This window comes from Pseudomonas sp. SDT291_1_S447 (assembly GCF_054070155.1).
Map to the genome: position 1 here is coordinate 1 of NZ_JBSVXS010000077.1, position 26,642 is coordinate 26,642.

30 protein-coding genes and 1 pseudogene are annotated in these 26,642 nt (G+C 58.9%); 15 read left to right on the forward strand and 16 right to left on the reverse strand.

Translation table 11 applies throughout. The features are described 5' to 3' along the window. Window positions 1–160 precede the first annotated feature (160 nt). Window positions 161–1,606: a SulP family inorganic anion transporter gene (locus ACW9IR_RS20645; RefSeq protein ID WP_457464925.1), complete on the reverse strand. Its 1,446-nt coding sequence runs from the start codon at window positions 1,604–1,606 to the stop codon at window positions 161–163. Between the two features lie 156 nt (window positions 1,607–1,762). Between ACW9IR_RS20645 and ACW9IR_RS20650 the strand changes: the two genes are divergently transcribed. Next, window positions 1,763–2,071: a DUF7693 family protein gene (locus ACW9IR_RS20650; protein ID WP_102899333.1), complete on the forward strand. Its 309-nt coding sequence runs from the start codon at window positions 1,763–1,765 to the stop codon at window positions 2,069–2,071. Here ACW9IR_RS20650 and ACW9IR_RS20655 read toward each other — a convergent pair. Further along, window positions 2,062–2,520: a GNAT family N-acetyltransferase gene (locus ACW9IR_RS20655; protein WP_457464927.1), complete on the reverse strand. Its 459-nt coding sequence runs from the start codon at window positions 2,518–2,520 to the stop codon at window positions 2,062–2,064. The two genes, ACW9IR_RS20650 and ACW9IR_RS20655, sit on opposite strands and share 10 nt — an antisense overlap. 143 nt (window positions 2,521–2,663) lie before the next feature. On the opposite strand from ACW9IR_RS20655, the gene ACW9IR_RS20660 reads away from it, so the two are divergent. After that, the gene (locus ACW9IR_RS20660; RefSeq protein ID WP_102899335.1) at window positions 2,664–3,308 is read left to right on the forward strand and encodes a TetR/AcrR family transcriptional regulator; all 645 of its coding nucleotides are present in this window, start codon (window positions 2,664–2,666) and stop codon (window positions 3,306–3,308) included. A gap of 19 nt (window positions 3,309–3,327) precedes the next feature. On the opposite strand, the gene ACW9IR_RS20665 is transcribed toward ACW9IR_RS20660, so the two are convergent. The 3 genes from ACW9IR_RS20665 to ggt form a co-directional block, all read right to left on the reverse strand. Next, complete coding sequence (locus tag ACW9IR_RS20665; protein WP_457464930.1) at window positions 3,328–4,341, reverse strand: lysozyme inhibitor LprI family protein; 1,014 nt, start codon at window positions 4,339–4,341, stop codon at window positions 3,328–3,330. A gap of 166 nt (window positions 4,342–4,507) precedes the next feature. Then, complete coding sequence (locus ACW9IR_RS20670; RefSeq protein WP_457464932.1) at window positions 4,508–5,041, reverse strand: cysteine hydrolase family protein; 534 nt, start codon at window positions 5,039–5,041, stop codon at window positions 4,508–4,510. Window positions 5,042–5,108: 67 nt separating this feature from the next. Further along, window positions 5,109–6,836, reverse strand: coding sequence for a gamma-glutamyltransferase (gene ggt / locus ACW9IR_RS20675; protein WP_457464934.1), 1,728 nt, complete (start codon window positions 6,834–6,836; stop codon window positions 5,109–5,111). 155 nt (window positions 6,837–6,991) lie between these two features. Here ggt and ACW9IR_RS20680 point away from each other — a divergent pair, with 155 nt between their 5' ends. Further along, entirely contained in the window at window positions 6,992–7,507 is a 516-nt protein-coding gene (locus ACW9IR_RS20680; protein WP_457464936.1) for a methylated-DNA--[protein]-cysteine S-methyltransferase, read from the forward strand. 1 nt (window position 7,508) lies between these two features. Here the strand turns inward: ACW9IR_RS20680 and ACW9IR_RS20685 are convergent, their stop codons facing one another. From ACW9IR_RS20685 to ACW9IR_RS20700, 4 genes and pseudogenes are all read right to left on the reverse strand, one after another. After that, window positions 7,509–8,099, reverse strand: coding sequence for an NUDIX domain-containing protein (locus ACW9IR_RS20685; protein ID WP_457464938.1), 591 nt, complete (start codon window positions 8,097–8,099; stop codon window positions 7,509–7,511). A gap of 152 nt (window positions 8,100–8,251) precedes the next feature. Beyond that, window positions 8,252–9,253: pseudogene (locus tag ACW9IR_RS20690) on the reverse strand (chitinase); the annotation flags it as partial. A gap of 43 nt (window positions 9,254–9,296) precedes the next feature. Continuing rightward, window positions 9,297–9,932, reverse strand: a complete 636-nt coding sequence (locus ACW9IR_RS20695) for a lytic polysaccharide monooxygenase auxiliary activity family 9 protein (protein WP_102899342.1) — start codon at window positions 9,930–9,932, stop codon at window positions 9,297–9,299. Between the two features lie 221 nt (window positions 9,933–10,153). Beyond that, window positions 10,154–10,591 carry a hemerythrin domain-containing protein gene (locus tag ACW9IR_RS20700; protein ID WP_016987058.1) on the reverse strand — a complete coding sequence of 146 codons (438 nt, stop codon included), beginning with the start codon at window positions 10,589–10,591 and terminating at the stop codon, window positions 10,154–10,156. Between the two features lie 148 nt (window positions 10,592–10,739). On the opposite strand from ACW9IR_RS20700, the gene ACW9IR_RS20705 reads away from it, so the two are divergent. Then, a complete protein-coding gene (locus tag ACW9IR_RS20705) occupies window positions 10,740–11,165 on the forward strand; it encodes a GNAT family N-acetyltransferase (RefSeq protein WP_223025496.1) in 426 nt (141 codons plus the stop codon). A gap of 119 nt (window positions 11,166–11,284) precedes the next feature. Here ACW9IR_RS20705 and ACW9IR_RS20710 read toward each other — a convergent pair whose 3' ends face one another. After that, entirely contained in the window at window positions 11,285–11,635 is a 351-nt protein-coding gene (locus tag ACW9IR_RS20710) for a hypothetical protein (protein WP_457464941.1), read from the reverse strand. Between the two features lie 134 nt (window positions 11,636–11,769). On the opposite strand from ACW9IR_RS20710, the gene ACW9IR_RS20715 reads away from it, so the two are divergent. The 8 genes from ACW9IR_RS20715 to ACW9IR_RS20750 all read left to right on the forward strand — a co-directional run bounded on the left by ACW9IR_RS20715 (window position 11,770) and on the right by ACW9IR_RS20750 (window position 16,479). Further along, window positions 11,770–12,099, forward strand: a complete 330-nt coding sequence (locus tag ACW9IR_RS20715; RefSeq protein ID WP_034155153.1) for a DUF6388 family protein — start codon at window positions 11,770–11,772, stop codon at window positions 12,097–12,099. 24 nt (window positions 12,100–12,123) lie between these two features. Beyond that, on the forward strand, window positions 12,124–12,840 hold the full coding sequence (locus ACW9IR_RS20720; RefSeq protein ID WP_457464943.1) for a YoaK family protein: 717 nt from the start codon (window positions 12,124–12,126) through the stop codon (window positions 12,838–12,840). A 172-nt stretch (window positions 12,841–13,012) separates the two neighbouring features. Next, complete coding sequence (tusD, locus tag ACW9IR_RS20725) at window positions 13,013–13,405, forward strand: sulfurtransferase complex subunit TusD (protein ID WP_102899380.1); 393 nt, start codon at window positions 13,013–13,015, stop codon at window positions 13,403–13,405. A 1-nt stretch (window position 13,406) separates the two neighbouring features. Then, window positions 13,407–13,763: a sulfurtransferase complex subunit TusC gene (gene tusC, locus ACW9IR_RS20730; RefSeq protein WP_102899343.1), complete on the forward strand. Its 357-nt coding sequence runs from the start codon at window positions 13,407–13,409 to the stop codon at window positions 13,761–13,763. Then, entirely contained in the window at window positions 13,763–14,056 is a 294-nt protein-coding gene (gene tusB, locus ACW9IR_RS20735) for a sulfurtransferase complex subunit TusB (protein WP_457464946.1), read from the forward strand. Before tusC ends, tusB begins: the two co-directional genes overlap by 1 nt. Beyond that, window positions 14,053–14,388 (forward strand): TusE/DsrC/DsvC family sulfur relay protein, encoded by a 336-nt coding sequence (locus tag ACW9IR_RS20740; RefSeq protein ID WP_102899345.1) that lies wholly within the window; start codon window positions 14,053–14,055, stop codon window positions 14,386–14,388. Before tusB ends, ACW9IR_RS20740 begins: the two co-directional genes overlap by 4 nt. Next, a complete protein-coding gene (locus ACW9IR_RS20745) occupies window positions 14,385–15,386 on the forward strand; it encodes a glycosyl transferase family protein (protein WP_457464948.1) in 1,002 nt (333 codons plus the stop codon). The genes ACW9IR_RS20740 and ACW9IR_RS20745 overlap by 4 nt, the downstream gene beginning before the upstream one ends. Window positions 15,387–15,477: 91 nt before the next feature. Next, the gene (locus ACW9IR_RS20750; RefSeq protein WP_457464950.1) at window positions 15,478–16,479 is read left to right on the forward strand and encodes a glutathione S-transferase family protein; all 1,002 of its coding nucleotides are present in this window, start codon (window positions 15,478–15,480) and stop codon (window positions 16,477–16,479) included. 93 nt (window positions 16,480–16,572) lie between these two features. On the opposite strand, the gene cysG is transcribed toward ACW9IR_RS20750, so the two are convergent. The 6 genes from cysG to ACW9IR_RS20780 form a co-directional block, all read right to left on the reverse strand. Next, window positions 16,573–17,967 carry a siroheme synthase CysG gene (gene cysG, locus ACW9IR_RS20755; protein ID WP_457464952.1) on the reverse strand — a complete coding sequence of 465 codons (1,395 nt, stop codon included), beginning with the start codon at window positions 17,965–17,967 and terminating at the stop codon, window positions 16,573–16,575. Further along, window positions 17,968–19,248: a serine--tRNA ligase gene (gene serS / locus ACW9IR_RS20760; RefSeq protein ID WP_007908080.1), complete on the reverse strand. Its 1,281-nt coding sequence runs from the start codon at window positions 19,246–19,248 to the stop codon at window positions 17,968–17,970. A 15-nt stretch (window positions 19,249–19,263) separates the two neighbouring features. Next, complete coding sequence (crcB, locus tag ACW9IR_RS20765; RefSeq protein WP_007908079.1) at window positions 19,264–19,638, reverse strand: fluoride efflux transporter CrcB; 375 nt, start codon at window positions 19,636–19,638, stop codon at window positions 19,264–19,266. After that, on the reverse strand, window positions 19,638–20,960 hold the full coding sequence (locus ACW9IR_RS20770; protein ID WP_034155144.1) for a replication-associated recombination protein A: 1,323 nt from the start codon (window positions 20,958–20,960) through the stop codon (window positions 19,638–19,640). Before ACW9IR_RS20770 ends, crcB begins: the two co-directional genes overlap by 1 nt. A gap of 141 nt (window positions 20,961–21,101) precedes the next feature. Further along, a complete protein-coding gene (gene lolA / locus ACW9IR_RS20775) occupies window positions 21,102–21,722 on the reverse strand; it encodes an outer membrane lipoprotein chaperone LolA (protein WP_038369698.1) in 621 nt (206 codons plus the stop codon). Between the two features lie 66 nt (window positions 21,723–21,788). Beyond that, a complete protein-coding gene (locus ACW9IR_RS20780) occupies window positions 21,789–24,197 on the reverse strand; it encodes a DNA translocase FtsK (RefSeq protein ID WP_034155142.1) in 2,409 nt (802 codons plus the stop codon). Window positions 24,198–24,735: 538 nt separating this feature from the next. On the opposite strand from ACW9IR_RS20780, the gene aat reads away from it, so the two are divergent. The 3 genes from aat to infA all read left to right on the forward strand — a co-directional run bounded on the left by aat (window position 24,736) and on the right by infA (window position 26,512). Continuing rightward, window positions 24,736–25,416 (forward strand): leucyl/phenylalanyl-tRNA--protein transferase, encoded by a 681-nt coding sequence (gene aat, locus ACW9IR_RS20785; RefSeq protein WP_102899350.1) that lies wholly within the window; start codon window positions 24,736–24,738, stop codon window positions 25,414–25,416. A gap of 57 nt (window positions 25,417–25,473) precedes the next feature. Further along, window positions 25,474–26,181 (forward strand): arginyltransferase, encoded by a 708-nt coding sequence (locus ACW9IR_RS20790; protein ID WP_102899351.1) that lies wholly within the window; start codon window positions 25,474–25,476, stop codon window positions 26,179–26,181. Between the two features lie 112 nt (window positions 26,182–26,293). Further along, window positions 26,294–26,512, forward strand: coding sequence for a translation initiation factor IF-1 (gene infA, locus ACW9IR_RS20795; protein ID WP_002553999.1), 219 nt, complete (start codon window positions 26,294–26,296; stop codon window positions 26,510–26,512). The last annotated feature ends 130 nt before the right edge of the window (window positions 26,513–26,642 follow it).

The following is a 26,642-nucleotide window of genomic DNA, read 5'->3' on the forward strand; positions in this document are numbered from 1 at the left end:
GCGAAGGAACCCCGAGCCCCAGCGAGCGGGCCGCACGTAGGAGCAAGCGTTTTTTTGCTTACTTTTTTTAGGCGTTTGTAAAAAAAGTGAGTCGCCGTAAGGGCGAAACCCTAAGCCGCCGTGACCGCAGCAACGGATATATACCCAGTCAACCAGATAATCAGTGATGCTCCTCCCCCGCCCGCTTCAGCAATTTCTTGCACCGCTCAGACAAATGAAACACCTGCAAATGCTTCCCCGCCTTCGCATAACGCTCGCGCAAAGTCTTCAACGCCGCAATCGCCGAATAATCAACAAAACTCAAATGCCGACAATCCAAAGTCACCCGAGCCGGATCATTAGCCGGATCGAACTGATTAAGAAACGGCGCAGTCGAGGCAAAAAACAACGTGCCATGCAAACGATAAAGCTTGCTGCCGTCAGCCTCCAGATGCTCATCAGCGTACAACTCGCGGGCCTGCTGCCAGGCAAAGTTAAGCGCAGCGATAATGATGCCGCACAGCACCGCAGTGGCCAGATCAGTGAACACCGTAATAGTGGTCACAGCAATGATCACCAGCACATCGTTAAGCGGCACTTTGTTCACCACCCGCAACGACGCCCAGGCAAAAGTCTGCTGCGACACCACAAACATCACACCCACCAGCGCCGCCAGCGGAATACGCTCGATCAGCGGCGACAGAAACAGAATGAACAAAAGAATCAGCACGCCCGCGACCACACCGGACAAACGCCCGCGCCCACCGGAGCTAAGATTGATCACCGTCTGACCGATCATCGCGCAACCGCCCATACCGCCGAACGCACCCGAGACCATATTCGCCGCACCAAGCGCTACGCACTCACGATCCGGATAACCACGGGTTTCAGTGATTTCATCGGTGAGGTTCAACGTCAGCAGGGTTTCCAGCAAACCGACCAGCGCCATCAAAATCGCGTAAGGCGCAATGGTGCGCAGGGTTTCGAAATTCCACGGGATGTCCGGCAAAGCGAAAGTCGGCAAGCCACCGGCGATGTGCGCCATGTCGCCAAGGGTGCGGGTCGGCAGGCCGAACAGGTAGACCAACAGGCCGACGCCGAGGATCGCCACCAGCGCCGGTGGCACCGCTTTTGTCAGACGCGGCAAGAGGTAAACGATGGCCATGGTCAGCGCCACCAGCCCGGTCATCAGGTACAGCGGCGTACCGCTGAGCCATTCCTCACCGCTTTTGAAATGCTCCAGCTGCGCCAGCGCAATGATGATCGCCAGCCCGTTGACGAAACCGAGCATCACCGGATGCGGCACCATGCGCACCAGTTTGCCCAGGCGCAGCAGCCCGAACGCCATCATGATCAAACCGCCAAGCAACACCGTCGCCAGCAAATACTGCACGCCGTGTTGCACCACCAGCGCGACGATGACCACGACCATCGAACCCGCCGCGCCGGAGACCATGCCCGGCCGGCCGCCGAACAACGCCGTCAATGTACAAATGATGAAGGCGCCATACAGACCCATCAGTGGATTGAGGTGCGCCACCAGCGCGAACGCAATGCATTCGGGCAACAGGGCAAACGAGGTGGTGAGTCCGGCCAGGACATCGGCGCGCAGACGAATCGGTTTCATGGCTTACCTATCGAGCAGCCACTGAGCGCGGCTGCAAGTGTTCGGGAAAAAGAGGGTTGCGGATGTTACGGAATTGTCGCGGATCGGGCCAGTGAACGCTGACACTTGTGGGTTCGGGCTTTATGCTGACGCGCTCCTGTAACCGTTGAGTTGAACATGTCTGCATTTCTAAGCGCCCGCCAGGTGTGCCAGCGTTTGCGTGAAGCGGCGCTGGGTGTGCTCGCTTTCAACATCTGCGATGTGCCCACCGCAGCCGGACTAGTCGCGGTCGATATCGAGGGCTGGCGCCTGCTGCTGGATGTTGAAGGTGGGCGGTTACACCACTGTGAATTTGCCCGCAGCGACGATGGGCAAGAAGGTGCGCTGGAGAGCTGGCAGCGTTACGGCACCGATCCGGTGAGTTTGCTCAGTACCTGGGAATTGGCGCAGATCGAGCAAATGCTGATGGCGGCCGTTCAGCCCTGACGCAAGTCGAGCAAATAGGTGTAGTAACCCGTATCGCGGACATAACCCAATGATTCATACAGCCCCTGCGCGGTGAAGTTGTCGGTTGCGGTTTCGAGCATCAGTCCTTTGGCGCCGGTCTCCATTGCAAAATCCCGCGCAATGTTCATCAACAGTCGGCCAACCCCGCGCCCACGGGCGGCGGGTGCGGTGAACAGATCGCTGAGCAGCCAGGTACGGTGCGCATCGATGGACGAGAACGTCGGATACAACTGCACGAAACCCAGCGCTTCGCCGTGTTCATCCTGCGCGAGAAAAATCGCTGATTCATCGCCGGCCATGCGCTCGGCGATGAAGGTACGCGATTGCTCAAGGTTCGACGGTTGCTGGTAGAACCCGCGATAAGCGTCGAATAACTGCGCCACCGCATCGAGGTGTGTCGAGTCGGCCCGCATTGCCTGAAGGGTCATGTCTTCACTCCATTTCCAATCAATGATCGAAACAGCATAGCGCTGCCCTTCAAGTGTGCTGGCCTCATCGCTGTATAGTTTTGTATATTGCGAAACCGAAATCGCCAGAACCTTTCCATGCCATCCAGCCAACCTGTGTGTCCATGAGCGCCATCCGCGTCCGCAACGAGCAATTGATCCTCGCCGCCGCCAGCGAAGAATTTGCCGCCAACGGCTTCGACGCCACCCAGACCCGCGATATCGCGGCGCGTGCCGGCGTGCCCAAGGCCAATCTGTATTACTACTTCCAGACCAAGGAAAACCTCTACGGCAAAGTGCTGCTGGGTTTTGTCGAACCGCTGCTGGAAGCCTCGGCAGTGCTGCGTGAAAGCGATGATCCGCTGACGGGGCTGCGTGCTTACGTTGCCGCGCGGATTCGTATTGCCCGCGAGCATCCGGCGATTGCCAAGGTGTTCAGTGGCGAGTTGCTGCTCGGCGGTCGACAGTTGCCGGACGAATGCCGCGATCTGTTGCAGGCCGAAGCACGGCGCAACGTTGAATGTTTGCGCAGTTGGATAGAACGCGGTTTGCTGGCGCCGGTGGATCCTGAGCATTTGATGCTGTTCATCTGGTCGGCGACGCGCACGTACACCAATATTGGCTGGCAGATGGGCCGGATCATGGGGCGCGAAGTGCCGCAGGATGAGGATTATCAAACGGCGGCGCAGACGATCACGCGCATGGTGCTGGAGGGCGTGGTGATGGCGCCGCGGGTGGGCAAGATTCGTGGGGTTTTGTTTGCGACGTGATGGAGGAGTGCTGCGCAGATCAGGGCATGAAGTCTACGGGGAGTTCCAGATGATCTTTCATGCGCTCGTTCCAGTCGTGCAAGGCGTCGGGTAGACGTTTTTTCCATTTCGCAGCGTTGGTGTAATAGCGCAGATGCGAGTGCCCGGTACTGTCGTAGGTCACCAGCAGCACCCAGAAATGCCCAGCGGTTGACCGCATCACGACGCCGGTACCGCCGAGGCCGCGCATCCACATCTCCCAGACCTGACTGCCCGGCACATCAGCGGAAGGCTCAGCGGTCATCAACGAGCCGGACTTTTCCACCAGCGTCTGATAATCAGTCTTGAGCAACGTGTGCAGTGCCTGGTTCTCATCCGGAGTTTGAGCCAAGCCCAGGCTGAGCATGTCGTAATCCAGCGCCAGCGGTTGCTGCGAGGCGACAAAACGGCCGGTGTAATAGACGCCCAATCCGGCACTGCAATATCCGCCTGCACCCACGTGCGAAATTTCCAGCACACCGTTGATGGGAGTGAACAACAGGGTGCACTCGTCTTCCGAATAAACGGCCTTACCGTCCTTGAGTGTGGCGATGCCATCCAGATCACCGGAGTTGGCGCCCTCAGCTGCCGTAATGTCGATGCTGATGTGCGTAGCATCGCGGCGCTGGGTTATCACCGTCGCCGAGGTTGAAGTCCCCGGCGGAACAAGCTGCCAGGTCGCGTCCCAACTGAAGGGCTGAGTGGCGTGTTCAAGTTCGGTCAGGCGCATCAGGTACTGGCGGCGCAAACAGGCCGTCTGCTCACCACAGGCGTTGCGATTTTTCAGCCACTGCCGCTGGTCAGTCTTGAGGGCTTGGGCATCGGGGACATTAGCCAATGTCGAATGCCACAGCTTGCCCAGCTTCTCGTCGAACAGCGAAATCTGCGGATCGCCACAAATGGCTTTTTCAGTTTTGCTGTTGGCCGTGGCGCAATCGAAACTGCTGGCCTGGGTGACAGCGGCAAACGCAAGGGACATCAGCGCCAAGGCATGACGCAGGGAGATCGCGAACATCGAGAGATTCCATTCTTCGGACGGCGCGCAGTATGCCAGTGCTGCCAGCGGAAATCCCCACTGTAGGAGTGAGCCTGCTCGCGATAGCGTCCAGTCAGACGATTCTGCGCCAACTGACACACTGCTATCGCGAGCAGGCTCACTCCTACAGGTTTTGCGTGGGTTGTCAGAACGTGATGTCGGCGGCGGGTTTGACGTCGATGCGGCCAGTAGCACCAGTCAGATGCGCCAGATCCTTGTTGTGTTCGGCGATGATGTCTTCGGCGCTCATGTTGCCGTTGTCGACGGTGGAATGGGCGTCGGCAACGAGCACCACGTCATAACCCAGTTGATGGGCCTGACGCACGGTGGCGTTGACGCAGTAATCGGTTTGCAGGCCGCAGATGACCAGTTTTTCGAAATCTTCACTCGGCAGCAGTTTGCGCAAGTCAGTCTGGTAGAACGAGTCCGGGGTGGTTTTGCGTACGCGCAGGTCTTTGGGCGATGTCTCAAGCCCTTCGGCCAGTTGCCAGCCTTCGGCACCCTGGACCAACGGGCTGTCCTTTTCTTCGTGCTGAATCAGCACCACTGGCACACCTGCCTGGCGGGCGCGGGTGCTGAGACCGTTGATGGTGTCGATCACCCGGTGAATGTCATGGCACTGGTATTCGCCCGAGCAGAGAGCGCGCTGGACGTCGATGATCAGTAATGCGGTGGTCATGATGAGCCTTCCTTGATCAGTCCTTGAGACAGGGGCGGACGTAAGCCCGCCCCCTTTTTTACGCCCCTCAGTAACCCAGTGACAAGCCGGTGTTGCGGCGTGGATCGTTAGCGCCGTAGAAGCGGTTTTTGCCGACAGGCTTACCGCCCAACGACGGCGCACCGACCAGAATAGCGGCGATGTGGTTGGCGTCCTGCGGGCCGGCGAACTTGTGGCCCCAGCTCTCGAGGATCTTCTTCGTGTCCGGGCTGGCGGCGAAGTCTTCGAGATTGGTTTCTTCCGGCATCCACTGCTGATGGAAGCGTGGCGCATCGACCGCCTCCTGCAGGCCCATGCCGTAGTCAATGACGTTGAGCATGGTCAGCAACGTCGCCGTGATGATACGGCTGCCGCCAGGAGTACCGACCACCATTACCACTTTGCCGTCCTTGGTGACGATGGTTGGGCTCATCGATGACAACGGTGCCTTGCCCGGAGCAATGGCATTGGCTTCGCCCTGCACCAGACCGTACATGTTCGGCACGCCGACTTTGGAGGTGAAGTCGTCCATTTCGTCGTTGAGGATCACCCCGGTTTTGCTCGCCATCACGCCCGCGCCGAACCAGTCGTTGAGGGTGTAGGTGACCGACACCGCATTGCCCCACTTGTCGACGATCGAATAGTGGGTGGTGTTGCTGCCTTCATGAGGCGCTACACCAGGCTTGAGCTCAGCCGACACGCCGGCCTTTTGCGGCTGGATAGCATCGCGCAGTTTGGTCGCGTAGTTCTTGTCCAGCAGGTGCTCGATCGGATTTTTGACGAAATCCGGATCGCCGAGGTAGCTGTTGCGATCGACATAGGCGTGGCGCATCGCTTCGATCTGGTAGTGCATGCCCTGGGCCGAATGGAAGCCCAGATCCTTCATCGGATAGCCTTCGAGGATGTTCATGATCTGGCAGATCACCACGCCGCCGGAGCTTGGCGGTGGCGCCGAGACCACATGATAACCACGGTAGTCACACTCCACTGGCGCCAGTTCGCGGGTCTTGTATTTGTCGAGGTCGGCCTGGGTGATGATGCCTTTGTTGGCCTGACTCGAGGTGACGATGGCGTCGGCGACCCAGCCTTTATAGAAGCCGTCCGCGCCTTTTTCGGAAATGGTCCGCAGAGTTTTGCCGAGATCCTTCTGCACCAGTTTCTGCCCGACCTGCATCGGCTCACCGTTGTGCAGGAAAATCGAGCCGGAATCGCGCATGTCCTTCTTGAACACATCGGTGGCGTATTCCAGCAGCTCGACGTCACCCTGCTCCAGTTCGAAACCGTCTTCCGCCAGTTTGATCGCCGGGGCAATCATCTCCTTGCGCGGCTTGGTCCCGTATTTGCTCAGCGCCAGTTCCATGCCAGAGACCGTGCCGGGCACACCCACCGCCAAATGGCCACGGGTGCTCAAGTCGGGAATGACGTTGCCTTCCTTGTCGAGGTACATGTTGGCAGTCGCCGCCAACGGCGCTTTTTCGCGGAAATCGAGGAAAGTCTTGCGTCCGTCCGCCAATTGAATGGTCATGAAACCGCCACCACCGAGGTTGCCGGCTGCGGGATAAACCACCGCCAGCGCGTAACCCACGGCGACCGCCGCATCGACGGCGTTACCGCCACTTTTCAATACGTCGACACCCACATGCGTGGCCAGATGTTGTGCGGTGACCACCATGCCGTTTTCCGCGGCAACCGGTGCCACCGACGCCGCGTGAGCCATGAGACAGCTGAGTGCCAGTGAGGTCGCTATCAGCGATTTGGCCAAAGGTTCGTACTTCATGAGTCGATCTCTTTTTTGTTGTTTTCAGGGTCTGTGCAAAACAGAGGAGGAACGCTTCAAGAGCACCAAGCAGTATGGTCGGCTTTGCGTATTGCGCCTCCCCGATCAGGCAGTATGCTGGGCACTGTTGCCGCCCTGATCAGGAACCTGCCGTCATGCCTTATACGTTCATCACCCTGCCCTCGCCCGTCGGCGAGCTGAAGCTGGTCGCGAACGGCTCACGACTGGCGGCCATCCTCTGGGAAAACGACAAACCGAACCGCGTGCGCCTCGGACCGATGAGCGAGGCACACGACAACCCGATCCTAATTCGAACGGCTCGACAACTTGAAGAATATTTTTCCGGGACGCGGGACTGTTTTGATCTGGAACTGGATTTCGCTGGCACCGACTTTCAGAAAAAGGTCTGGGTGGCGTTGCTGACCATTCCATTTGGCGAGACACGCACTTACAGCCAGATTGCCGAGCAGATTGGCAGCCCCAGCGCCGTGCGGGCGGTGGGTGCTGCGAACGGACGCAACCCGATTTCCATTGTCGCGCCGTGTCATCGGGTGATCGGCGCGTCCGGAAAGTTGACCGGGTTTGCCGGTGGACTCGAGGCGAAAGAGCGCTTGCTGACCCTGGAGGGTGGGCAGTGGTCGCAAATTGGCAAAACCGGCGCGCTGTTCTGAATCAAGCGCCGAACAGGTTATTCATCGCCGCATACTGCAGCAGCATGATGGTCTTGGCGTCGCAGATCTCACCGCGCTGAAACGCTGCCAACGCTTCGTCGAATCGCCACTCCAGCACTTCCAGTTCTTCGGTCTCCTCTTCCAGACCACCACCGTCGCTGACCTTCGCTGCCGCGTCGTATTCGGCAATGAAAAAATGCAGCTTTTCGGTCACCGAACCGGGACTCATGTACGCCTCGAACACCTTCTTCACGTCGTGTACGCGATAGCCGGTTTCCTCTTCGGCTTCATCGCGAATCCGTTGCTCCGGCGCAGCGCCTTCAAGCAACCCGGCAGCCACCTCGATCAGCAATCCGTCATGGCCATTGACGAACACCGGCAAGCGGAACTGCCGGGTCAGTACCACCGTGCGCTGTTCACGGTTGAACAACAAAATCGCTGCACCGTTGCCTCGGTCATAGACTTCACGAGTCTGACGCTGCCACTCACCATTGTTGCGGTGATAGTCGAAAGTGATTTTCTTCAGCAGATACCAGTCATGGGACAACACCTGAGTGTCGACGATGTTGACCCGCTCGGCTGTGTTGGACATGACGCTTGATCCTGTTTCCTGAATAAGCCGCCATGGTCGAATAATTGCGCAAACAAAAAAAGCCCGGCAGCGCTACCGGGCTTCTTTATTTGCAACTAACGAGCGATGTGCGAAAGCTTGTCATCGACATCCGACTCGGCGGAACTCACTCCATGAATCAACGGCCCATAACGCCGACTGAACTCCCAGTTGTACGGCAAGCCATCCTTACTGGTGCCGTTGTCCCAATTCACCGACCAGGTCATCAAGCCTTTGATCGGCAGCCCTTTGATCGCCAGGCGTTTAAGGACGTTACCGACCACGGTTTTGTCGATCACATAACCAGTGGCCGCCGCATCGTTGTTGGCCGGCAGGCCGATCACGAACTTGTCCGCCGGGATCCGCGTGAAGCCGCGAGTGCCGGTCACCAGACTTTCAGTCAGGTAAAAGAGGAAATCCTCCTTCAGCGCATCGTTGTTCTGCGCAATCCACGCACCCGCGCCGTTGTTGGCTTCCGGTACCCAGACTCCGTCACCGCCCTGGTTGTAGAACTGCGGGGCGATGAAGTCGTAGTAGCCTTCCAGTGCCTGCAGGTAACTCACATATTTGCCGGTGCTGGTCAGGTATGGAAACTCCGGGGCCAGGCTGATGATGAAGTGCTTGCCCTGACCTGCGTAGTGATCCTTGACCAGTTTCAGTGCGACTGGCAGAACAGTCTTGTTGGCAGCGAAGTCAATCGCGCTCTGTTCAAGATCGATGTCCAGCCCGTCGAAACCATAGGTTTCCACCAGACGGATGATTTCATTGGCCAGCGCTTGTTCCTGACCACTGCGCAATTCGATGTGCGCATCGGCGCCGCCGAGGGAAATCAACACTGCTCGCCCCTGGCTGTTGAGCACGCCGACCTGGCGGCGGAACTCGGCATCGGAAACGTTGAACGGCTTGAAGGTCGGAATCCCGCTGCCCTTCATGAAGGCCACCGCGACCACGTTGTACTCCTTGGGCACCTCCTCAAGCGAGAGGCTGGCGAAGCGACCCTGGCGGTAACCATCGCTCGGACCCGCAGGCCAGTTGTGCCAGAAGCCCATGAGGATCTTTTTACCGGCAATGCTCGGCATCAGCGAAGCGGCATCGCTCGCCGCGCTTTGCACTAAAGAGAAATCGATTTGTGACATGTTCTAATCCTTCAGAACGTGTGGGTTTGACGACATATCGCCGTTATTTGAAGTCGACGTCGAAAGCCTGATAGAAGGCGTTACCGGTGTTGGCAACGATCCACATCAGCACGATCACGTGATGGCCCTTCTTGTTGGCCGGTAGTTTCACCGTGTGATTGACCTTGGCCTTCAGCTCATTCGGATAGCTGTAATAAGGCACCTGAGTGTAGAAGTCCTCGAAGAACGGTTGCGCTTCCAGTTGCGCGCGGCTGATGCGTTGTTTCGGGTCCCAGCCATCCTTGGTGATCAGCCAGCGGTAGCCGCGGGTGGTGTGCGGCGCGGTGTATTCCCATTTGATTTCGAGGGTTTGTCCCGGGGTGACATTGAGCAGCGGCCAGGTGAACGGACGAGCGAGTTTCTTGCTCATTTCATCATTGGTGAAGTTCACACAGTCGCGGGCATCGCTCTTGCCGCCGCTGAGGATGTGGCCATCGGCCGGTGGCGTGACACTGTCCGAGTCACTCTGGTAAGGCGCCGGAAATGGCCCCGCCGCCAGCGCCGGGAAGTTCTTCCCGCCTTCCATTTCGTTGACCTGCCAGGCACCGAGCAATCCTTGCTCGATCGCTACCGCACCGCGGCTTGCAGGGGATATGACACGACCGTGTCGCAGTTGGGTTTGTGCTTGTGGTTGATTCATGTTTTTCACTCCGTTGATTTAAGAACTCTCCTTTCCGAGGAGAGGCCTTCAAGCTAACGGAGACGGATTTTTTGTCCATCGGCGGTTTTGTCGCAGTCAGCAGCCTTGAACCGTAAAAACACCGCAAATACTGGATGCATATACAGCCTTCTGCGACAACGCCCACCTGAGATGTGGTCAAAAGATTACACGCAAATGCTGCAAAAGCTGCCATTCAGTACTCATGGCAACTGTGCGTTGAACTCCTTTTCGTACTGCCCGGCGAGTTGTTCTTTCTGTTTTTCGTTGAGCAACTTGCCGGCCATCTGGAAGAACTTCTGCTCTTCTTCCTTGAGATGGTGATGAACCTTGTCAGAAAGCTTTTTCGCGATGGCCAGCCAGGCCGGGCTGGACATCTCGGTCTCATCAAGCTCTTCCATCATCTCGTCCATTTCATGGTGTTCAGCGATGGCATGGCGACTCAGATCGACACCGTCATCAAGCTCCATCAACGGAATGTAGAAATGGCGCTCTTCAGCAGTTTCATGGGCCTGGAGCTCTGCCTTGAGCTGTTTGTAGGCTTCGACCCGCTCCGGCGTATCGCCGCTGGTTTCGATCAGGGTTTTGGCGTAGCTGCGCTGGCGATCATGGCTTTCGCGAAGGGCTTCGAAAATATTCATGGGAGTTCCTTATCAACCGCGTGCTGGAATGACGCTGTAAAGGCTAGACCTCGACGCGAGAGCGGCAGTTCCAACGGGTTGAGGAAGGGCTTGGAAGATGGCCTCGGGGCAGGATAGGCTGCGGATTCAAACCACAAGGAAGTCATGCATGAACTTGCGCATCGAGCTGTCGCAAAACTCAACAGAAGAAGAACGCCAGGCCATTTTGGCGCCCCTGCATGCTTATAACGTGGCCAAGGCCGGGATCGCGGTATCAGAGCCGCTCACCCTACTGGTGCGCGATGATCACGACCAGATTCTGGGCGGACTTTATGGCCGATTGGTCTGCCAGTGGTTGTTCATCGATTTGCTGTCAGTGCCTGAAGCAGGCCGGGGCCAGGGAATTGGCTCGAAGCTGATGCACATGGCCGAAGAGCTGGCGCGTGAGAAAGGCTGCATCGGCGCATGGCTCGACACGTTCGACTTTCAGGCACCGGAGTTCTACAAGAAGCTTGGATATAGCCAGTTTGGTGAGATCGTCGACTATCCGCCGGGGCACAAGCGGCATTTTTTCCAGAAGCGCCTGAACGGTTGAATGTGACGCCCCCTTCGCGAGCAAGCTCGCTCCCACACTGGATGAGTGACCGACAAAGAATCGATGTGGGAGCGAGCTTGCTCGCGAAGGCGGCTTGAACCTCACCGCGACCATCGCCCCTACAGGCAGGTCGCTAAAGCCGCCAACCGGCGCTTGGCGACAAAGTCGTCCTTCTGCGCGTAGTAATTCAACGTCGTACCCGAGGCCTCGGTAATCACGTCGACAAACGACTCACCCGACCGGGTATACACCGTCGTCCCGCCCGACTTGCGCGGTTCCAGATACGCCGCCGCGTCCACGCCGAACACCGCCTCGTCCTGCCAGCCGAACTGCACACACTGGGCGACGACTTTCTCGGCTTTATTCGAAGTCAGTACTTTATAGGGGGCTTTGGTGCGAGCATCGTCCATCACCGAGCCTGCGCAACCGGCCAGCAGCGTCGCCGCCAGCGCTACCATCAGAATTCGCATTGCATTCGCTCATTCAGAAAAAAGCGGACTGTATCACCGCAGCAGCAGAAATCGTTCTGCTTTACTGCATTTATAGCGCGACACGCGCGGGCCGCTGCGGCAACCTAAGGTCATCAGCCTCACAAGGAAAACACATGGCGCCTACCGACCAGCGACATGAACATGCCCTGAAAGTATTTCTCGACGCGCGTCCCGAACTGCGCGAAAGCCTCGATCACCTCAACCCGTTGCTGGCCCAGGCCAAAGGCGAAACTCAAGCGCAATATCGTGAAGAGCGACTGCATGAAGCGTTTGAGGCCGAAGCGGAAAGTCTCGGGCTGTTTGCCTGGGAGTTGACCCTGCAACTGACGGCCGACTCGCCTGAGGAGTATCAGGCGCAGCGGCTGGAAGTTCACCGTGAAGTCGCGGAAATGGCCGGGATGGATTGGCTGGAGTATTGCGATCTGTATGGCATAGAACCGTAACTGTCGCCCAAGGACACCGCACTCATGCTGCCATCCGCCTCGACTCACCGCGCCAGCCCCGGCCATCTGCACACACAAAAGTGGCGCGGGCGGATTGGTCTGGCGCTGGTGGCCAGCCTCTCGGTGCTGGCCGGAATGACCGACGCCATTGGCTTTATGGCCAGCGGCGACTTCGTCTCGTTCATGAGCGGCAACACCACCCGACTCGCCGTGGCGATCAGCGATGGCGATGTCGATGTCGATGTCGGGTTGACTGTGCGTCTGTTGATCCTCGTCGCAACATTTATTGTCGGCAATGCCTTGGGGGTGGTCGTTGCACGTTTCGGTGGACGTCGGGCGTTGCCACTGCTGCTGTGTATCGCCACCCTGCTGTGCGCGGCGGCTGCTTGGCCTTTCGACACCCAACTGCCGGCGTTGCTGGCGGCGATCGTTGCAATGGGCATGCTCAATGCGGCCGTCGAAGAAGTGAATGGCTTACCGGTCGGGCTGACTTACGTGACTGGCGCGTTGTCGCGATTCGGCCGTGGATTGGGTCGCTGGATGCTTGGCGAACGGCGCAGTGGCTGGCGGGTGCAACTGGTGCCATGGAGCGGGATGTTTATCGGCGCAATTCTGGGGGCGGTACTGGAACATCATCTGGGACTGAAGGCGATGTTCGTCAGCGGGTTGCTGGCCGCGATGATCGGGCTGCTCTCTCTGAAAATCCCGCGGCGCTGGCAGTTGGGCTATATGCCTCGCTAACCGAGGACAACAAAAATCTCTGTAGGAGTGAGCCTGCTCGCGAAGGCGCCGGCACATTCTTCATCTTCACCAGCTGACAGACCGCTATCGCGAGCAGGCGAAGGCCTACAAGGTTTCGCGGCGGCTTCGATAAAGCTTTATCATGGCCGCAGTTTTGCTGATCGAGTCCGTCATGAAGTTCGCCATTGCGCTGTTTTCCGCCGCCCATGCGCCCTCCTCGCGCCGCGCCCTGCTGTTTGCACAGGCTGCGCTGGCCGGTGGGCATGAGATTGTCCGGCTGTTTTTCTATCAGGACGGCGTTTATAACGCTTCGGATGCGGTGGTTACCCCGCAGGACGAACTTGACCTGCCCAAACAATGGCGCACTTTCATCAGCGAGCAGAATCTGGACGGCGTGGTGTGCATCGCCGCCGCCCTGCGCCGTGGTGCGCTAAATGCTGAAGAAGCCAAGCGCTACCAGCGTGAAGCGATTTCGATCAGCGCGCCGTGGGAATTGTCTGGTCTCGGTCAGTTGCATGACGCGGTGCAAGACGCCGACCGTTTGATCTGCTTCGGAGGTGCGTGAGATGGCCAAGTCCCTGTTGATCATCAGCCGTCAATCGCCGTGGTCCGGCCCCGCTGCCCGTGAGGCGCTGGACATCGTGCTGGCCGGCGGCGCCTTCGATCTACCGATCGGCTTGCTGTTTCTCGATGACGGCGTGCTGCAACTGGCTGCCGGGCAGAACGCCAAGGCCCTGCAGCAAAAAGACCTCAGCGCCAACCTGCAAGCGCTGCCGATGTTTGGCGTTGAAGAGTTGTTCTACTGCGCCGAGAGCGCCACCATCCGTGGCCTCGGCAACTTCTCGCTAGACGACGCGCAGCCGCTCGCTACCGAGCAAATCACCGCCCTTATTGACCGTTACGACCAGGTGATCACCCTCTGATGTCGACTTTGCATGTGTTGTCTCATTCCCCGTTTGGCGACGATCGCCTGACCAGTTGCCTGCGCCTGATCGGCAGCGCTGATGCATTGCTGCTCTCCGGCGATGCGGTGTATGCGTTGCAACCAGGCACCGCGCCGTTCACTACACTGGAACAACGCCAAATCAAATTATTCGTCCTTGCCGAAGATGCACAGGCCCGCGCCATCGAAGTTCCAGACTGGGCCGAAGCCATCGATTACCCGGCCTTCGTCGAACTGTCGATCAACCACGACAAGGTCAACAGCTGGCTATGAATTCCATGACCGTCGGCGCCCGCGCCATCGAACTGGACAAGGACGGCTTTCTCGTCGACCTGAGCGACTGGTCTGCCGACGTTGCCAGCGCCCTCGCCGCTGCCGAAGAGATCGAGTTGACGCCCGAACACTGGGAAGTCCTCGAACTGCTGCGAAGCTTCTACGAAGAATTCCAGCTGTCCCCGGCCACCCGGCCGCTGATCAAGTACACCGCGTTGAAACTCGGCCCGGACAAAGGCAACAGCCTGCACCTGAACCGACTGTTCAAAGGCACCCCCGCCAAACTCGCCGCAAAACTGGCGGGCCTGCCCAAACCGACGAATTGCTTATGACCGACTTTCCAGCACTGACCCTCGAAACCCCTGCCGAACACCCGTTCGCCCAATTCGTGCGCATCCTCGGCAAAGGCAAACGTGGCGCTCGCGACCTGACCCGCGAAGAAGCCCGCGAAGCCATGGGCATGGTCCTTGACGACAAGGTCGAGGACACCCAACTCGGCGCGTTCCTGATGTTGCTGCGGCACAAGGAAGAAAGCGCCGAGGAGATGGCCGGTTTCACCGAAGCCCTGCGCGAGCGCTTGCAGGCCCCAAAGCTGAACGTCGATCTGGACTGGCCGACATATGCCGGCAAGAAGCGCCATCTGCCGTGGTATCTGCTGGCGGCCAAGTGTCTGGCACAGAACGGCGTGCGCATCTTTATGCACGGCGGCGGCGCACACACGGCCGGGCGGCTCTACAGCGAGCAACTGCTCGGCGAGTTGAACATTCCGCTGTGCCGCACTTGGCAGCAGGTCGGAACGGCGCTGGATAACGGTGGGCTGGCGTTCATGTCGCTGGTGGACTGGGCGCCGCAGTTGCAGAACATGATCGACCTGCGCAACACCTTGGGCCTGCGTTCGCCGATCCATTCCCTGGCGCGGATTCTCAATCCGCTGGGCGCGCGTTGCGGGCTGCAAAGCATTTTCCATCCGGGCTATCAGGCCGTGCATCGCGATGCCAGTGGTTTGCTTGGCGACACGGCGATTGTGGTCAAGGGCGATGGCGGCGAAATCGAGATCAACCCGGATGCCGACAGCCACCTCTACGGCACCACCGGTGGCGAGAGCTGGGACGAGGAATGGCCGCAATTGTCGGCGCAACGCCACGTCAAACCGGCGACCCTGGACGTTGAACATCTGAAAGCCGTCTGGCGTGGCGAGGTGGTCGACAGTTACCCGCAAATGGCCCTGATAGCGACCATGGCCCTGGCCTTGCGCGGCCTCGGTCAAAACCGCGAACAAGCCTTCGCAACCGCCGAGCAGTACTGGGCCGCGCGGAACAAATCGATTTAACCGATCATTCACGCCCGATCTTTGCGCTTTTTGTTCGAACTCATCGGAATAGACTCGACTCCAACGATTATTGGTTTACGGAGTCTTGATCATGGGTTTACTCGTCGATGGCCACTGGCAGGACAAGTGGTACGAAAGCAGCAAGGACGGCGCGTTCCAGCGCGAACAGGCCAAACGCCGCAACTGGGTTACCGCCAAGGGTGAACCCGGCCCCAGCGGTGAAGGCGGTTTTGCCGCTGAAGCCGGGCGCTATCACCTCTACGTTTCCCTCGCCTGTCCATGGGCGCATCGCACGCTGATCCTGCGCAAGCTCAAAGGCCTGGAAAGCCTCATCGACGTTTCAGTGGTCAGTTGGCTGATGCTGGAAAACGGCTGGACCTTCGACACGGCACTCGGCTCAACCGGCGACAAGCTCGACGGCTTCGACTTCATGCACCAGCGCTATACCGCCGACACTGCCGATTACACCGGCCGCGTTACTGTGCCGGTGTTGTGGGACAAGAAGCTCAAACGCATCGTCAGCAATGAATCGGCGGAGATCATCCGCATGTTCAACAGCGCCTTTGATGATTTGACTGGCAACGATCTGGACTTCTACCCGGCGCCGCTACGTGGCGAGATCGATGCGCTGAACGAGCGGATTTATCCGGCCGTGAACAACGGCGTGTATCGCGCAGGCTTTGCGACGTCGCAACAGGCTTATGAAGAAGCGTTCGATGAGGTGTTTGCCGAGCTGGATCATCTGGAGCAGGTACTGGGTGCCAATCGCTACTTGTCGGGTGAATACCTCACCGAAGCGGACATCCGTTTGTTCACTACGATGATTCGTTTCGACGCGGTGTATCACGGGCACTTCAAGTGCAACCTGCGGCGGATTGCCGATTACCCGAATCTGTCGAACTGGCTGCGGGAGATGTATCAGTTGCCGGGGATTGCCGAGACGGTGGATTTCCAGCACATCAAGAATCACTACTACGGCAGTCACAAGACGATTAACCCGACAGGGGTTGTGCCGAAGGGGCCGGAGCAGGATTTCAACGTCGTCCATGATCGGGCACGGCTGGCTGGCAAAGGGGTTTGGTTGAAGGGTTAATAGCAAAAAGCAAAGATCGCAGCCTTCGGCAGCTCCTACAGGGAACGCATTCTCATGTAGGAGCTGCCGAAGGCTGCGATCTTTTGATCTGACTCAGACCTGCGCCTGAGCCCCTTCGAACCACGCCAGTTTCTCGCGCAGTTGCACCACTTCACCAACGATCACCAGTGTCGGCGCATGCACTTCATGCTCCGCCACCAGTCGCGGCAGATCAGCCAGCGTGCCGGTAAAGACGCGCTGATTGACCGTGGTGCCCTGCTGAATCAATGCCGCCGGGGTATCGGCTGAACGACCATGCTTGATCAGTTGTTCGCAGATAACCGGCAAGCCGACCAGGCCCATGTAGAACACCAGCGTCTGCGCCGGGGCGACGAGGTCGGCCCATGGCAGATCGGTGGAACCGTCCTTCAAATGCCCGGTGACAAAACGCACCGACTGCGCGTAATCCCGATGGGTCAGCGGAATCCCGGCATATGCCGCGCAACCGCTGGCTGCGGTGATCCCCGGCACCACCTGAAACGGAATGCCGTGGGCCGCCAGTTCTTCGATCTCTTCACCACCACGGCCGAAGATAAACGGATCGCCGCCCTTCAACCGCACCACACGCTTGCCGGCCTTGGCCAGATCGACCAGTTGCTGGTTGATCTGATCCTGCGGCACGGCGTGATCAGAACGACGCTTGCCAACGTAGACCCGCTCGGCATCGCGACGGCACAATTCTAGAATCGCTGGCGCGACCAAGCGGTCGTACAGCACCACGTCGGCTTGCTGCATCAGGCGCAAAGCCTTGAAGGTCAGCAGGTCCGGATCGCCCGGGCCCGCACCGACCAGATACACCTCGCCGGTGGTGACCATGGCCTCGCCATCGATCTTGGCTTGCAATAGACGCTCGGCTTCAGCGCCCTGCCCGGCCAGTTGCCGATCGGCAATCGGTCCCTGAAATACATCTTCCCAGAAACCACGACGCTGCTGCACATCCGGAAACAGGCCTTTCACCTGATTACGGAAACGCGCGGCGAGCCCGGCCAATTGGCCGTATGTCGACGGAATCCAGGTTTCGATCTTGGCGCGGATCAAACGCGCCAGCACCGGTGCATCGCCGCCGCTGGACACGGCAATGATCAGCGGCGAGCGATCGACGATCGCCGGGAAGATCACGCTGCACAAGGCAGGCGCATCGACCACGTTGACCGGCACGCAGCGCTTGTGCGCATCGGTGGAGACTTGTGCGTTGAGCATCTCATCGTCGGTAGCGGCAATGATCAGCCCGCAACCGTCCAGATCCGCCTCAACGTAACCGCGCAACAGGCATTCACCGCCAGAAGCAGTAACCAGTTCACGCAGTTGCGTTTCGATTTCAGGTGCGACCACCCGCAGCAGCGCACCGGCATCGGCCAGCAGGCGGGATTTGCGCAAGGCAATTTCCCCCCCACCGACGACCAACACACGACTGCCGCGCAGGTTGTGAAACAGCGGCAGATATTTCATTTAGCCGATGACCTCAAGGCCACCCATGTACGGCTTGAGCACGTCCGGCACACGGATCGAACCGTCGGCCTGCTGGTAGTTTTCCAGCACGGCAACCAGCGTACGGCCTACGGCCAGACCGGAACCGTTCAAGGTGTGCACCAGCTCAGGCTTGCCGGTTTCCGGGTTGCGGAAACGCGCCTGCATGCGACGGGCCTGGAAATCGCCGCAGTTCGAGCACGAGGAGATTTCGCGGTACTTGTCCTGGCTCGGGATCCACACTTCCAGATCGTAAGTCTTGACCGCGCTGAAGCCCATGTCGCCGGTGCACAGTGCCAGGGTGCGATAAGGCAGACCGAGCAATTGCAGCACCTTTTCAGCGTTGGCAGTCAGACCTTCCAGCGCTTCCATCGAAGTCGATGGCTCAACGATCTGGACCATTTCAACTTTGTCGAACTGGTGCTGACGGATCATGCCGCGCGTGTCGCGACCCGACGCGCCGGCTTCGCTGCGGAAGCACGGAGTATGGGCAACGAACTTGATCGGCAGCAGTTTCGAGTCGACGATTTCGCCGGCAACGATGTTGGTCAGCGATACTTCGGCTGTCGGGATCAAATACAGATCGGCTTCGCCTTCGCGCGCGATCTTGAACAGGTCTTCTTCGAACTTCGGCAGTTGACCGGTGCCTTGCAGTGCCGGGGCCTGAACCAGATAAGGCGTGTACGCCTCTTCGTAGCCGTGCTCGTTGACGTGCAGGTTGATCATGAACTGCGCCAGTGCGCGGTGCAGACGGGCGATCGGGCCACGCAGCAAGGCGAAACGGGCGCCGGACAGCTTGGCGGCGGTTTCGAAATCCAGCCAGCCGAACTTCTCGCCCAGAGCCACATGGTCTTTCACTTCGAAATCGAAAGCAGTCGGCGTGCCCCAGCGGCGCACTTCGACGTTGTCGTCTTCGTCTTTGCCGACCGGAACGGATTCGTGTGGCAGATTCGGGATGCCGAGCAGGATCGAGTCCAGCTCGGTCTGGATCGCGTCCAGCTCGACTTTACCGGCACTCAGTTCGCCCGCCATGCGCTCGACGTCCGCCATCAACGGCGCGATGTCTTCGCCGCGCTGCTTGGCCTGACCGATGGATTTGGAACGCGCGTTACGCTCAGCCTGCAGTGCTTCGGTGCGGGTCTGGACGGTCTTGCGCTGTTCTTCCAGCGCTTCGATGCGCGCGGTATCCAGGGCAAAGCCACGGGAAGCCAGGCGGTCCGCTACGTCCTGAAGGTTGCTACGTAACAGTTTGGAATCGAGCATGTCGGTTTCTCGTTATCAAAGTTTGGTCAAAGACAGGCCGGCCCACGTCGCGAGCAGCCCGCCGAATACGCTGAGTGCCGCATAGCCCAGGGCCAGCGGCACTTGCCCGCTTTCCAGCAGGCGCACCGTATCCAGTGAAAAGGATGAAAAAGTCGTCAGCCCCCCGAGGAAGCCAACCATCAGCCCGGCGCGCACCTCGATCGGCACTTCCGGGCGTATCAAAAACAGGCCGTACAGCACGCCAATCAACAAACAGCCCACGATATTAACGGCCAGCGTCGCGGTATAGAAGTGCCGCGGCCAATTGGCGTTGACCCAATTGCCGGTGGCGAAGCGCAACAAGGTGCCGGCAACCCCGCCGGCGGAGACCGCAATGATCAATGGAAGCACTATTTTCTCCGCTGCCGAGGGCTTAAACGATCAAGTTGAGCGAGGTGGTTGAGCTTCTCGCCGATCTTCAATTCCAGGCCGCGCGGCACCGGTTGGTAGAACGGAATGGGATCGAGCTCTTCCGGGAAATAGTCTTCGCCGGCGGCGTAGGCGTCCGGTTCGTCGTGGGCGTAGCGGTATTCGTCACCGTAGCCCAATTGTTTCATCAGTTTGGTCGGGGCGTTGCGCAGGTGCAGCGGCACTTCCAGCGAGCCATTTTCGGCAGCGGCGCGCAGGGCGGTTTTGAAGCCCATGTACACCGCATTGCTCTTCGGCGCGCAGGCCAGATAAGTGATGGCCTGGGCCACGGCCAACTCGCCTTCCGGACTGCCGAGGCGCTCCTGCACCTCCCACGCCGCGAGGCACAGGCTGAGGGCGCGCGGGTCGGCGTTGCCAATGTCTTCGCTGGCCATGCGCACCACGCGCCGGGCCAGGTACAGCGGATCGCAACCACCGTCGATCATCCGCGCAAACCAATACAACGCGCCGTCGGGGTTGGAGCCGCGTACCGATTTGTGCAGCGCCGAGATCTGGTCGTAGAACGCCTCGCCACCCTTGTCGAAACGCCGACGCGTGTCGCCGAGCAGGCTTTGCAGCAGCTCGGTGCCGATCTCGCTATTGTCTTCAGCCAGGTCCGAGGCGTTTTCCAGCAGATTGAGCAGACGCCGGCCATCGCCATCAGCGGCGGACAGCAACATCTGGAAGCCTTCGTCGTTCAGCGTCAGGTTGCGCTTGCCCAGACCGCGTTCTTCGGTGAGCGCGCGATGCACCAGTTTGCGCAGCGCCGCTTCGTCGAGGCTTTTCAGCACGTAGACGCGGGCACGCGACAACAAGGCGTTGTTGAGTTCGAACGAAGGGTTTTCAGTGGTGGCGCCGATGAAGATCAGCGTGCCGTCTTCAACGTACGGCAGGAACGCGTCCTGCTGAGACTTATTGAAGCGGTGCACTTCATCGACGAACAAAATCGTGCGCTTGCCGTACTGGCCGGCCTGCTGCTTGGCGATTTCAACGGCCTGACGGATCTCCTTGACCCCGGCAAGCACCGCCGAAACCGTTTCAAAATGCGCATCAGAGACTTCCGCAAGCAACCGCGCCAGGGTGGTTTTACCCACGCCCGGCGGACCCCAGAAGATCATCGAATGCAGGGCACCCTGCTCCAGCGCCTCCCGCAGAGGCTTGCCGCGAGCGAGCACGTGCTCCTGACCGACGTACTCATCCAGATTGGTCGCACGCAAACGCGCGGCCAGTGGCTGGGCAATCGGTGCACTGCGAAACAGATCCATCACGTAGCGTTGAAACCTCTATTTTGCCGATCATTGACCCTGTAGGCCTTCGCCTGCTCGCGATAGCGGTGGGTCAGACGATGAAGATGTGACTGACAAATCGAATCGCGAGCAGGCTCACTCCTACAAAGGGTTTTGGGTTTATTCCTGGATCACGTCGGCACCCTTGGGGATGTCGAACTTGAACTTGGAGGCTGGCACCGGCTCGTTGGCCTTGACCCCGGTAAACAGGATATTGGTGCGCTGGCCGACGCTGTCGATCAGTTGCATATCGTTAAGCAGACCGTTGCGGAACGACAGGCGCAGGTTGTCGAACAAGGTGTCCTTGGTTTTCGGCTTCAACGTGAAGTCGATCACGCCGCCCGCCTCTTTCGCGCTGATATCAAAGCTCTGGCTGATCTTCGAAACATCGCCGGACAACAACAGTGCCGGGGTCTGGGTCAGACGCTCGTCGAGTTTCTTGATCGTCGCCTGTTCCAGATCCGGGTCCCACAGCGTGACCTTCTTGCCGTCGGAAACCATGGTCTGCTCGGCCGGCGCATTGGTGTGCCAGTAGAACAGGCCCGGACGCTGCAGGGTCATGTCGCCGGTGGTTTCCTGCAACTGCGTGCCGCTGCCGTCGAGGGTCAGCTGCGAGAAGTTCGCACTCAGGGTCTTGGATGTTTCCAGCAATTGGGTCAGACGCGCCACGTCCTTTTGATCGGCGTGCGCCGTGAGAGTGGTCAGCGCCAGTACTGGCAGCAACATGCGGATAAGACGCATGGGAGTCCTCTTGAATACTCGTTGGGAGAGCGGCGGCACATCATTGTCCCGCCTCTTGCTTTGGAATCAGTCGCGTACCGGGCCTGGGGCCAGGACTTCACGGGAACCGTTGGTGTTCATCGAGGTGACGACCCCGGCCATTTCCATGGCTTCGATCATCCGTGCGGCGCGGTTGTAGCCGATCTTCAACTTGCGCTGTACCGCGGAAATCGAGGCGCGACGGCTTTCGAGTACGAACTGTACCGCTTCGTCATACAGCGCGTCGGCTTCCGGATCATCGCCGTCGCCGCCACCGCTGCTGCCTTCAAAACCGCTGCCGGCTTCTTCGACACCGTTGAGGATGTCATCGTTGTATTCCGGTGCGCCGCGCAGTTTCCACGCCTCGACCACACGGTGTACTTCATCGTCGGAGACGAACGCGCCGTGAACACGGATCGGCAGGCTGGTGCCTGGCGGCATATAGAGCATGTCACCGTGACCGAGCAGTTGTTCGGCGCCGCCCTGATCGATGATGGTTCGGGAGTCGATCTTGCTCGACACCTGGAACGCCATACGCGTCGGAATGTTGGCCTTGATCAGACCGGTGATCACGTCCACCGATGGCCGTTGGGTCGCGAGGATCAAGTGAATACCGGCGGCACGGGCCTTCTGGGCGATACGGGCGATCAGTTCTTCAACCTTCTTGCCGACGATCATCATCATGTCGGCGAATTCGTCGACCACCACGACGATGGTTGGCAGCTTCTGCAACAGCGGTGCTTCGTCGTGAATGCTTTCGCGCTTGTACAGCGGATCGCTCAACGGCTCGCCGGCGTCCTGGGCTTCCTTGACCTTGGCGTTAAAGCCGGACAGATTTCGCACGCCCATCTTCGCCATCAGCTTGTAGCGGCGCTCCATCTCGGCAACGCTCCAGCGCAGGGCGTTGGCGGCGTCTTTCATGTCGGTCACAACCGGGCACAGCAAATGCGGAATGCCTTCGTAGATCGACAGTTCCAGCATTTTCGGGTCGATCATGATCAGCTTGGCGTCTTCCGGGCCGGACTTGAACAGGATCGACAGGATCATCGCGTTCACACCCACCGACTTACCGGAACCGGTGGTACCGGCCACCAGCAGGTGCGGCATCTTCGCCAGGTCAGTGATGACCGGTTTGCCGCCGATGTCATGACCGAGTGCCAGGGTGACCGGCGATTTGAAGTTGTCGTATTCAGGCGTCGACAGCACTTCGGAGAAGCGCACGATCTGCCGGTCTTCGTTGGGGATCTCGATACCGACGGTGGTCTTGCCCGGAATCACCTCGACCACCCGCACACTGGTCACGGCCAGGGAACGCGCAAGGTCTTTGGCGAGGTTGGCGATGCGGCTGACTTTGACGCCGGCGGCAGGCTGGATTTCGTAACGGGTAATCACCGGGCCGGGGTGGATCGAATCCACCGTGACTTCAACGCCGAATTCCTTGAGCTTGATCTCCAGCAAGTGGCCGACCGCCGCCAGGGATTCCGGGGAGTAATTGAGTTGTTTCTTTTCCGCCGGATCAAGAATCGAGATCGGCGGCAAGGTGCCTTCCACGGCACTGTCGACGAACAACGGCACCTGTTTCTCTTTCTGCACGCGCTTGCTTGGCTCGGGCGCCTTGGCCGGGGCCGGGGCGATAACCGGCGGCACTTGTTTCTCGCGATCGGACATGTGCTTGCTCAGAGCTTGCTCACGTTCGATCAGGCGTTCTTTGACTTTGGCCTGCTCACGCTTGTCGGTGACCGTCGGCGCGACCACGTCATGCACGCGATCGTCGACTTCACGCAGTTGCGCAACCAGTTGTTTGCGTTCGGTACGTGCCGACCACCAGCGATTAAGCGCACCTTGGAACAGTTCGAACAGGTCGAGAGTGATTTTGCCGGTGATGTCCATCACCTTGAACCACGACAGGTCGGTGAACACCGTCAGGCCGAACAGGAACAGCGCGATGAACAACAGCGTGCTGCCCTGAATGTTCAGCGCGTTCTTTGCCAGATTGCCGAGGCTTTCGCCCAGCGCACCACCGGCACCCGCCGGCAGACCCGAGGCCGCGTGAAAGTGCAGATGCGCCAGCGCAGCGCCGGACAGCACCAGAAACACCAGACCGATCAGACGCCAGGAGAACAGCCAGCCGCTCCACTGCCACGGTTCGTGGCGCTGGCGGAAGATCTGGTAGGCCTTGATCGCCAGCAGCAACGGGAAGATGTAGGCGAAGTAACCCAGCACCATGAACAGGATGTCGGCGCTGTAGGAGCCCGCCGGACCGCCAAAATTTTGCACGTCGTCGATCTTGCTGTTGTGGCTCCAGCCCGGATCGTCCTTGCCGTAGGTCAGCAAAGCCATCATCAGGAACAGGCACAAGGCACCGATGGCGATCAATGCACCTTCCTTGAGCCGGTAGTGCAACTGTTGGCGCCAGAGCGGAACGACGGTTTTTGGTGCTTCGGTGGATTTCTTCAAAACGCTTCTTTTCCTGCGCCCGAGGCGCGTCCATCTATTGAATGACGATAAAAAACTGCCCAATCCAGGCAGGTAAAAAAGTTGACGGGCACAACTGAGACTACTTTTAACACTGCGCTGCTGCTTTTATAAACACAGGTATCAAAACAGTGCCCGGCGAATATTCTGTAACAGCCCGGCATTGTACGGGTTTGTGCGTCGGATGCCATGCTTCAAACCCCAGCATTGAGCATAGCCAAGCGCATAAAACCTGCTCTTCAATTTGAGCACGCATTGTCTTTTGTGACAAAGGCTTATGAGGTGTATTTGATGAACGTAGCGAAGCATTGCCATCCAGGCCTTCTGAACTGTCGCTGAGCGCTCGCCATGCCGGCCAGGCGCCGGGCCACAGCGCTCGGTTACGACCGCGTCCGTCTCGCCAAGTTGCAATGCGGCGAACGTCGCGCAGGATCGAGACGACATTCGCAACGTTTAGCGGCACACTTTACCGCGAGCCCAACAGCTCGCCCCGCCCACCCCTTCTGCAAGCCCGGATGCCATGCTGACTTGGTTACAACGTAACTCCCTGACCTTTCCACCGCTGGAAAAGGCCATGCGCGACCCCAACGGATTGCTCGCCGCCGGTGGCGATCTGTCCGCCGATCGTTTGATCGCCGCTTATCGTCATGGCTGTTTTCCGTGGTTTTCCGAGGGCCAACCGATTCTCTGGTGGTCACCGGATCCGCGCACAGTGTTGTTTCCCGACGAGCTGCATGTCTCGCGCAGCCTCGGCAAACTGCTGCGTCAGAAACGCTATCAAGTGACCTTCGATCAGGACTTCGACGCCGTGATCCGCGCCTGTGCTGCGCCCCGGGATTACGCCGACGGCACCTGGATCACCGAAGCCATGCAGGATGCCTACATTGAATTGCATCGCCGCGGCTTCGCCCATTCCGTGGAAGTCTGGGATCAGTGCGAGCTGGTCGGCGGCCTGTATGGCCTGGCAATGGGCCAACTGTTTTTCGGCGAATCAATGTTCAGCCGCGCCGACAATGCTTCCAAATACGGCTTTGCCACCCTGGTGCGCCATCTGAAAGACTCGGGATTCGTGCTGATCGACTGTCAAATGCCCACCGATCATCTGCACAGCCTCGGCGCGCGGGCGATTCCTCGTCAGCAATTCGCCGACTATCTGGCAAATCACCTGGATCAACCCAATCGTGCCACTTGGGTTTGCTGAGCGACTTTTGCGCGCGTGGCTTACACTTAATTCACCAGCTTATCCCGAGGGTTGATCATGACCGAGTTGGCGCGGTTGAAGTTCTATGCCACTCAGCCTCACTCTTGCAGTTATCTGCCCGAGGAGCAGGCCACGACCCTGTTTCTCGATCCGAGCCAGCCCATGGATGTGCATGTCTACGCAGACCTGTCGGAAATGGGCTTTCGTCGCAGCGGCGATCATCTGTACCGCCCACATTGCCAGAACTGCAATGCGTGCGTGCCTGCGCGCATTCCGGTGGCGCAGTTCACGCCTAATCGTCAGCAAAAGCGGATTTTCAAGCGCAACACGGATTTGCAGGTGCGCCCGGCCAAGCCGCAGTTCAGCGAAGAATATTTCGATCTGTACCAGCGCTATATCGAACAACGCCACGCCGACGGTGACATGTACCCTCCGAGCCGTGATCAATTCTCGACATTTCTGGTACGCGATCTGCCCTTCTCGCGGTTTTACGAGTTCCGACTCGACGGACGGTTGCTCGCCGTGGCGGTGACCGATTTACTGCCGAACGGTTTGTCCGCCGTATACACCTTCTACGAACCCGACGAAGAGCGTCGCAGCCTTGGCCGATTTGCCATCCTCTGGCAAATCGGCGAGGCACAGCGCCTCGGGCTTGAGGCGGTGTACCTCGGGTACTGGATCAAGAACTGCAAAAAGATGAACTACAAGACGCAATACCGACCCATCGAATTGCTGATTAATCAGCGCTGGGTCATCCTCAACTAAACCCAAGCCGTAAACCCCTTGGCGTAAACACCATTTTTCGGGCACAATGCACGCCGCTTTTGCCTGGCGCAGTTGCACCGGGCCATTCATTGGATACCGAGGGCTTTACTGCATGTCGAAAGAAGACAGCTTCGAAATGGAAGGCACTGTCGTCGACACCCTGCCCAACACCATGTTTCGTGTGGAGTTGGAAAATGGGCACGTCGTAACCGCGCATATTTCCGGCAAGATGCGCAAGAACTACATTCGTATTCTTACCGGTGACAAAGTGCGCGTCGAGCTGACGCCCTATGACTTGAGCAAAGGGCGCATTACTTACCGCGCTCGTTAATCAAGTCAATACAGAACGCCCGGTTTATGCCGGGCGTTTTTGTTTGTCTGCGTTTTTGGGGGTTGGTTTGGGTTTGGGGGCATATCCGTTGCTGCGGGTGCTGCCGCTGGCGGTTTCGCTCTTACAGCGA

Excerpts from the sequence above, each read along its gene's own strand:
- ACW9IR_RS20670 (WP_457464932.1), bottom strand. The coding sequence starts at position 5,041 with ATGACCACCGCATTACTGATCATCGACGTCCAGCGCGCTCTCTGCTCG.
- ACW9IR_RS20720 (WP_457464943.1), top strand. The coding sequence starts at position 12,124 with ATGCTGCCATCCGCCTCGACTCACCGCGCCAGCCCCGGCCATCTGCAC.
- ACW9IR_RS20710 (WP_457464941.1), bottom strand. The coding sequence starts at position 11,635 with ATGCGAATTCTGATGGTAGCGCTGGCGGCGACGCTGCTGGCCGGTTGC.
- ACW9IR_RS20790 (WP_102899351.1), top strand. The coding sequence starts at position 25,474 with ATGACCGAGTTGGCGCGGTTGAAGTTCTATGCCACTCAGCCTCACTCT.
- ACW9IR_RS20770 (WP_034155144.1), bottom strand. The coding sequence starts at position 20,960 with ATGGATCTGTTTCGCAGTGCACCGATTGCCCAGCCACTGGCCGCGCGT.
- lolA (WP_038369698.1), bottom strand. The coding sequence starts at position 21,722 with ATGCGTCTTATCCGCATGTTGCTGCCAGTACTGGCGCTGACCACTCTC.
- ACW9IR_RS20745 (WP_457464948.1), top strand. The coding sequence starts at position 14,385 with ATGACCGACTTTCCAGCACTGACCCTCGAAACCCCTGCCGAACACCCG.
- serS (WP_007908080.1), bottom strand. The coding sequence starts at position 19,248 with ATGCTCGATTCCAAACTGTTACGTAGCAACCTTCAGGACGTAGCGGAC.
- ACW9IR_RS20715 (WP_034155153.1), top strand. The coding sequence starts at position 11,770 with ATGGCGCCTACCGACCAGCGACATGAACATGCCCTGAAAGTATTTCTC.
- ggt (WP_457464934.1), bottom strand. The coding sequence starts at position 6,836 with ATGAAGTACGAACCTTTGGCCAAATCGCTGATAGCGACCTCACTGGCA.
- ACW9IR_RS20655 (WP_457464927.1), bottom strand. The coding sequence starts at position 2,520 with ATGACCCTTCAGGCAATGCGGGCCGACTCGACACACCTCGATGCGGTG.
- ACW9IR_RS20660 (WP_102899335.1), top strand. The coding sequence starts at position 2,664 with ATGAGCGCCATCCGCGTCCGCAACGAGCAATTGATCCTCGCCGCCGCC.
- ACW9IR_RS20665 (WP_457464930.1), bottom strand. The coding sequence starts at position 4,341 with ATGTTCGCGATCTCCCTGCGTCATGCCTTGGCGCTGATGTCCCTTGCG.
- ACW9IR_RS20650 (WP_102899333.1), top strand. The coding sequence starts at position 1,763 with ATGTCTGCATTTCTAAGCGCCCGCCAGGTGTGCCAGCGTTTGCGTGAA.
- ACW9IR_RS20740 (WP_102899345.1), top strand. The coding sequence starts at position 14,053 with ATGAATTCCATGACCGTCGGCGCCCGCGCCATCGAACTGGACAAGGAC.
- aat (WP_102899350.1), top strand. The coding sequence starts at position 24,736 with ATGCTGACTTGGTTACAACGTAACTCCCTGACCTTTCCACCGCTGGAA.
- ACW9IR_RS20685 (WP_457464938.1), bottom strand. The coding sequence starts at position 8,099 with ATGTCCAACACAGCCGAGCGGGTCAACATCGTCGACACTCAGGTGTTG.
- tusC (WP_102899343.1), top strand. The coding sequence starts at position 13,407 with ATGGCCAAGTCCCTGTTGATCATCAGCCGTCAATCGCCGTGGTCCGGC.
- tusB (WP_457464946.1), top strand. The coding sequence starts at position 13,763 with ATGTCGACTTTGCATGTGTTGTCTCATTCCCCGTTTGGCGACGATCGC.
- ACW9IR_RS20695 (WP_102899342.1), bottom strand. The coding sequence starts at position 9,932 with ATGAATCAACCACAAGCACAAACCCAACTGCGACACGGTCGTGTCATA.
- tusD (WP_102899380.1), top strand. The coding sequence starts at position 13,013 with ATGAAGTTCGCCATTGCGCTGTTTTCCGCCGCCCATGCGCCCTCCTCG.
- ACW9IR_RS20645 (WP_457464925.1), bottom strand. The coding sequence starts at position 1,606 with ATGAAACCGATTCGTCTGCGCGCCGATGTCCTGGCCGGACTCACCACC.
- ACW9IR_RS20680 (WP_457464936.1), top strand. The coding sequence starts at position 6,992 with ATGCCTTATACGTTCATCACCCTGCCCTCGCCCGTCGGCGAGCTGAAG.
- ACW9IR_RS20700 (WP_016987058.1), bottom strand. The coding sequence starts at position 10,591 with ATGAATATTTTCGAAGCCCTTCGCGAAAGCCATGATCGCCAGCGCAGC.
- ACW9IR_RS20750 (WP_457464950.1), top strand. The coding sequence starts at position 15,478 with ATGGGTTTACTCGTCGATGGCCACTGGCAGGACAAGTGGTACGAAAGC.
- cysG (WP_457464952.1), bottom strand. The coding sequence starts at position 17,967 with ATGAAATATCTGCCGCTGTTTCACAACCTGCGCGGCAGTCGTGTGTTG.
- ACW9IR_RS20705 (WP_223025496.1), top strand. The coding sequence starts at position 10,740 with ATGAACTTGCGCATCGAGCTGTCGCAAAACTCAACAGAAGAAGAACGC.
- infA (WP_002553999.1), top strand. The coding sequence starts at position 26,294 with ATGTCGAAAGAAGACAGCTTCGAAATGGAAGGCACTGTCGTCGACACC.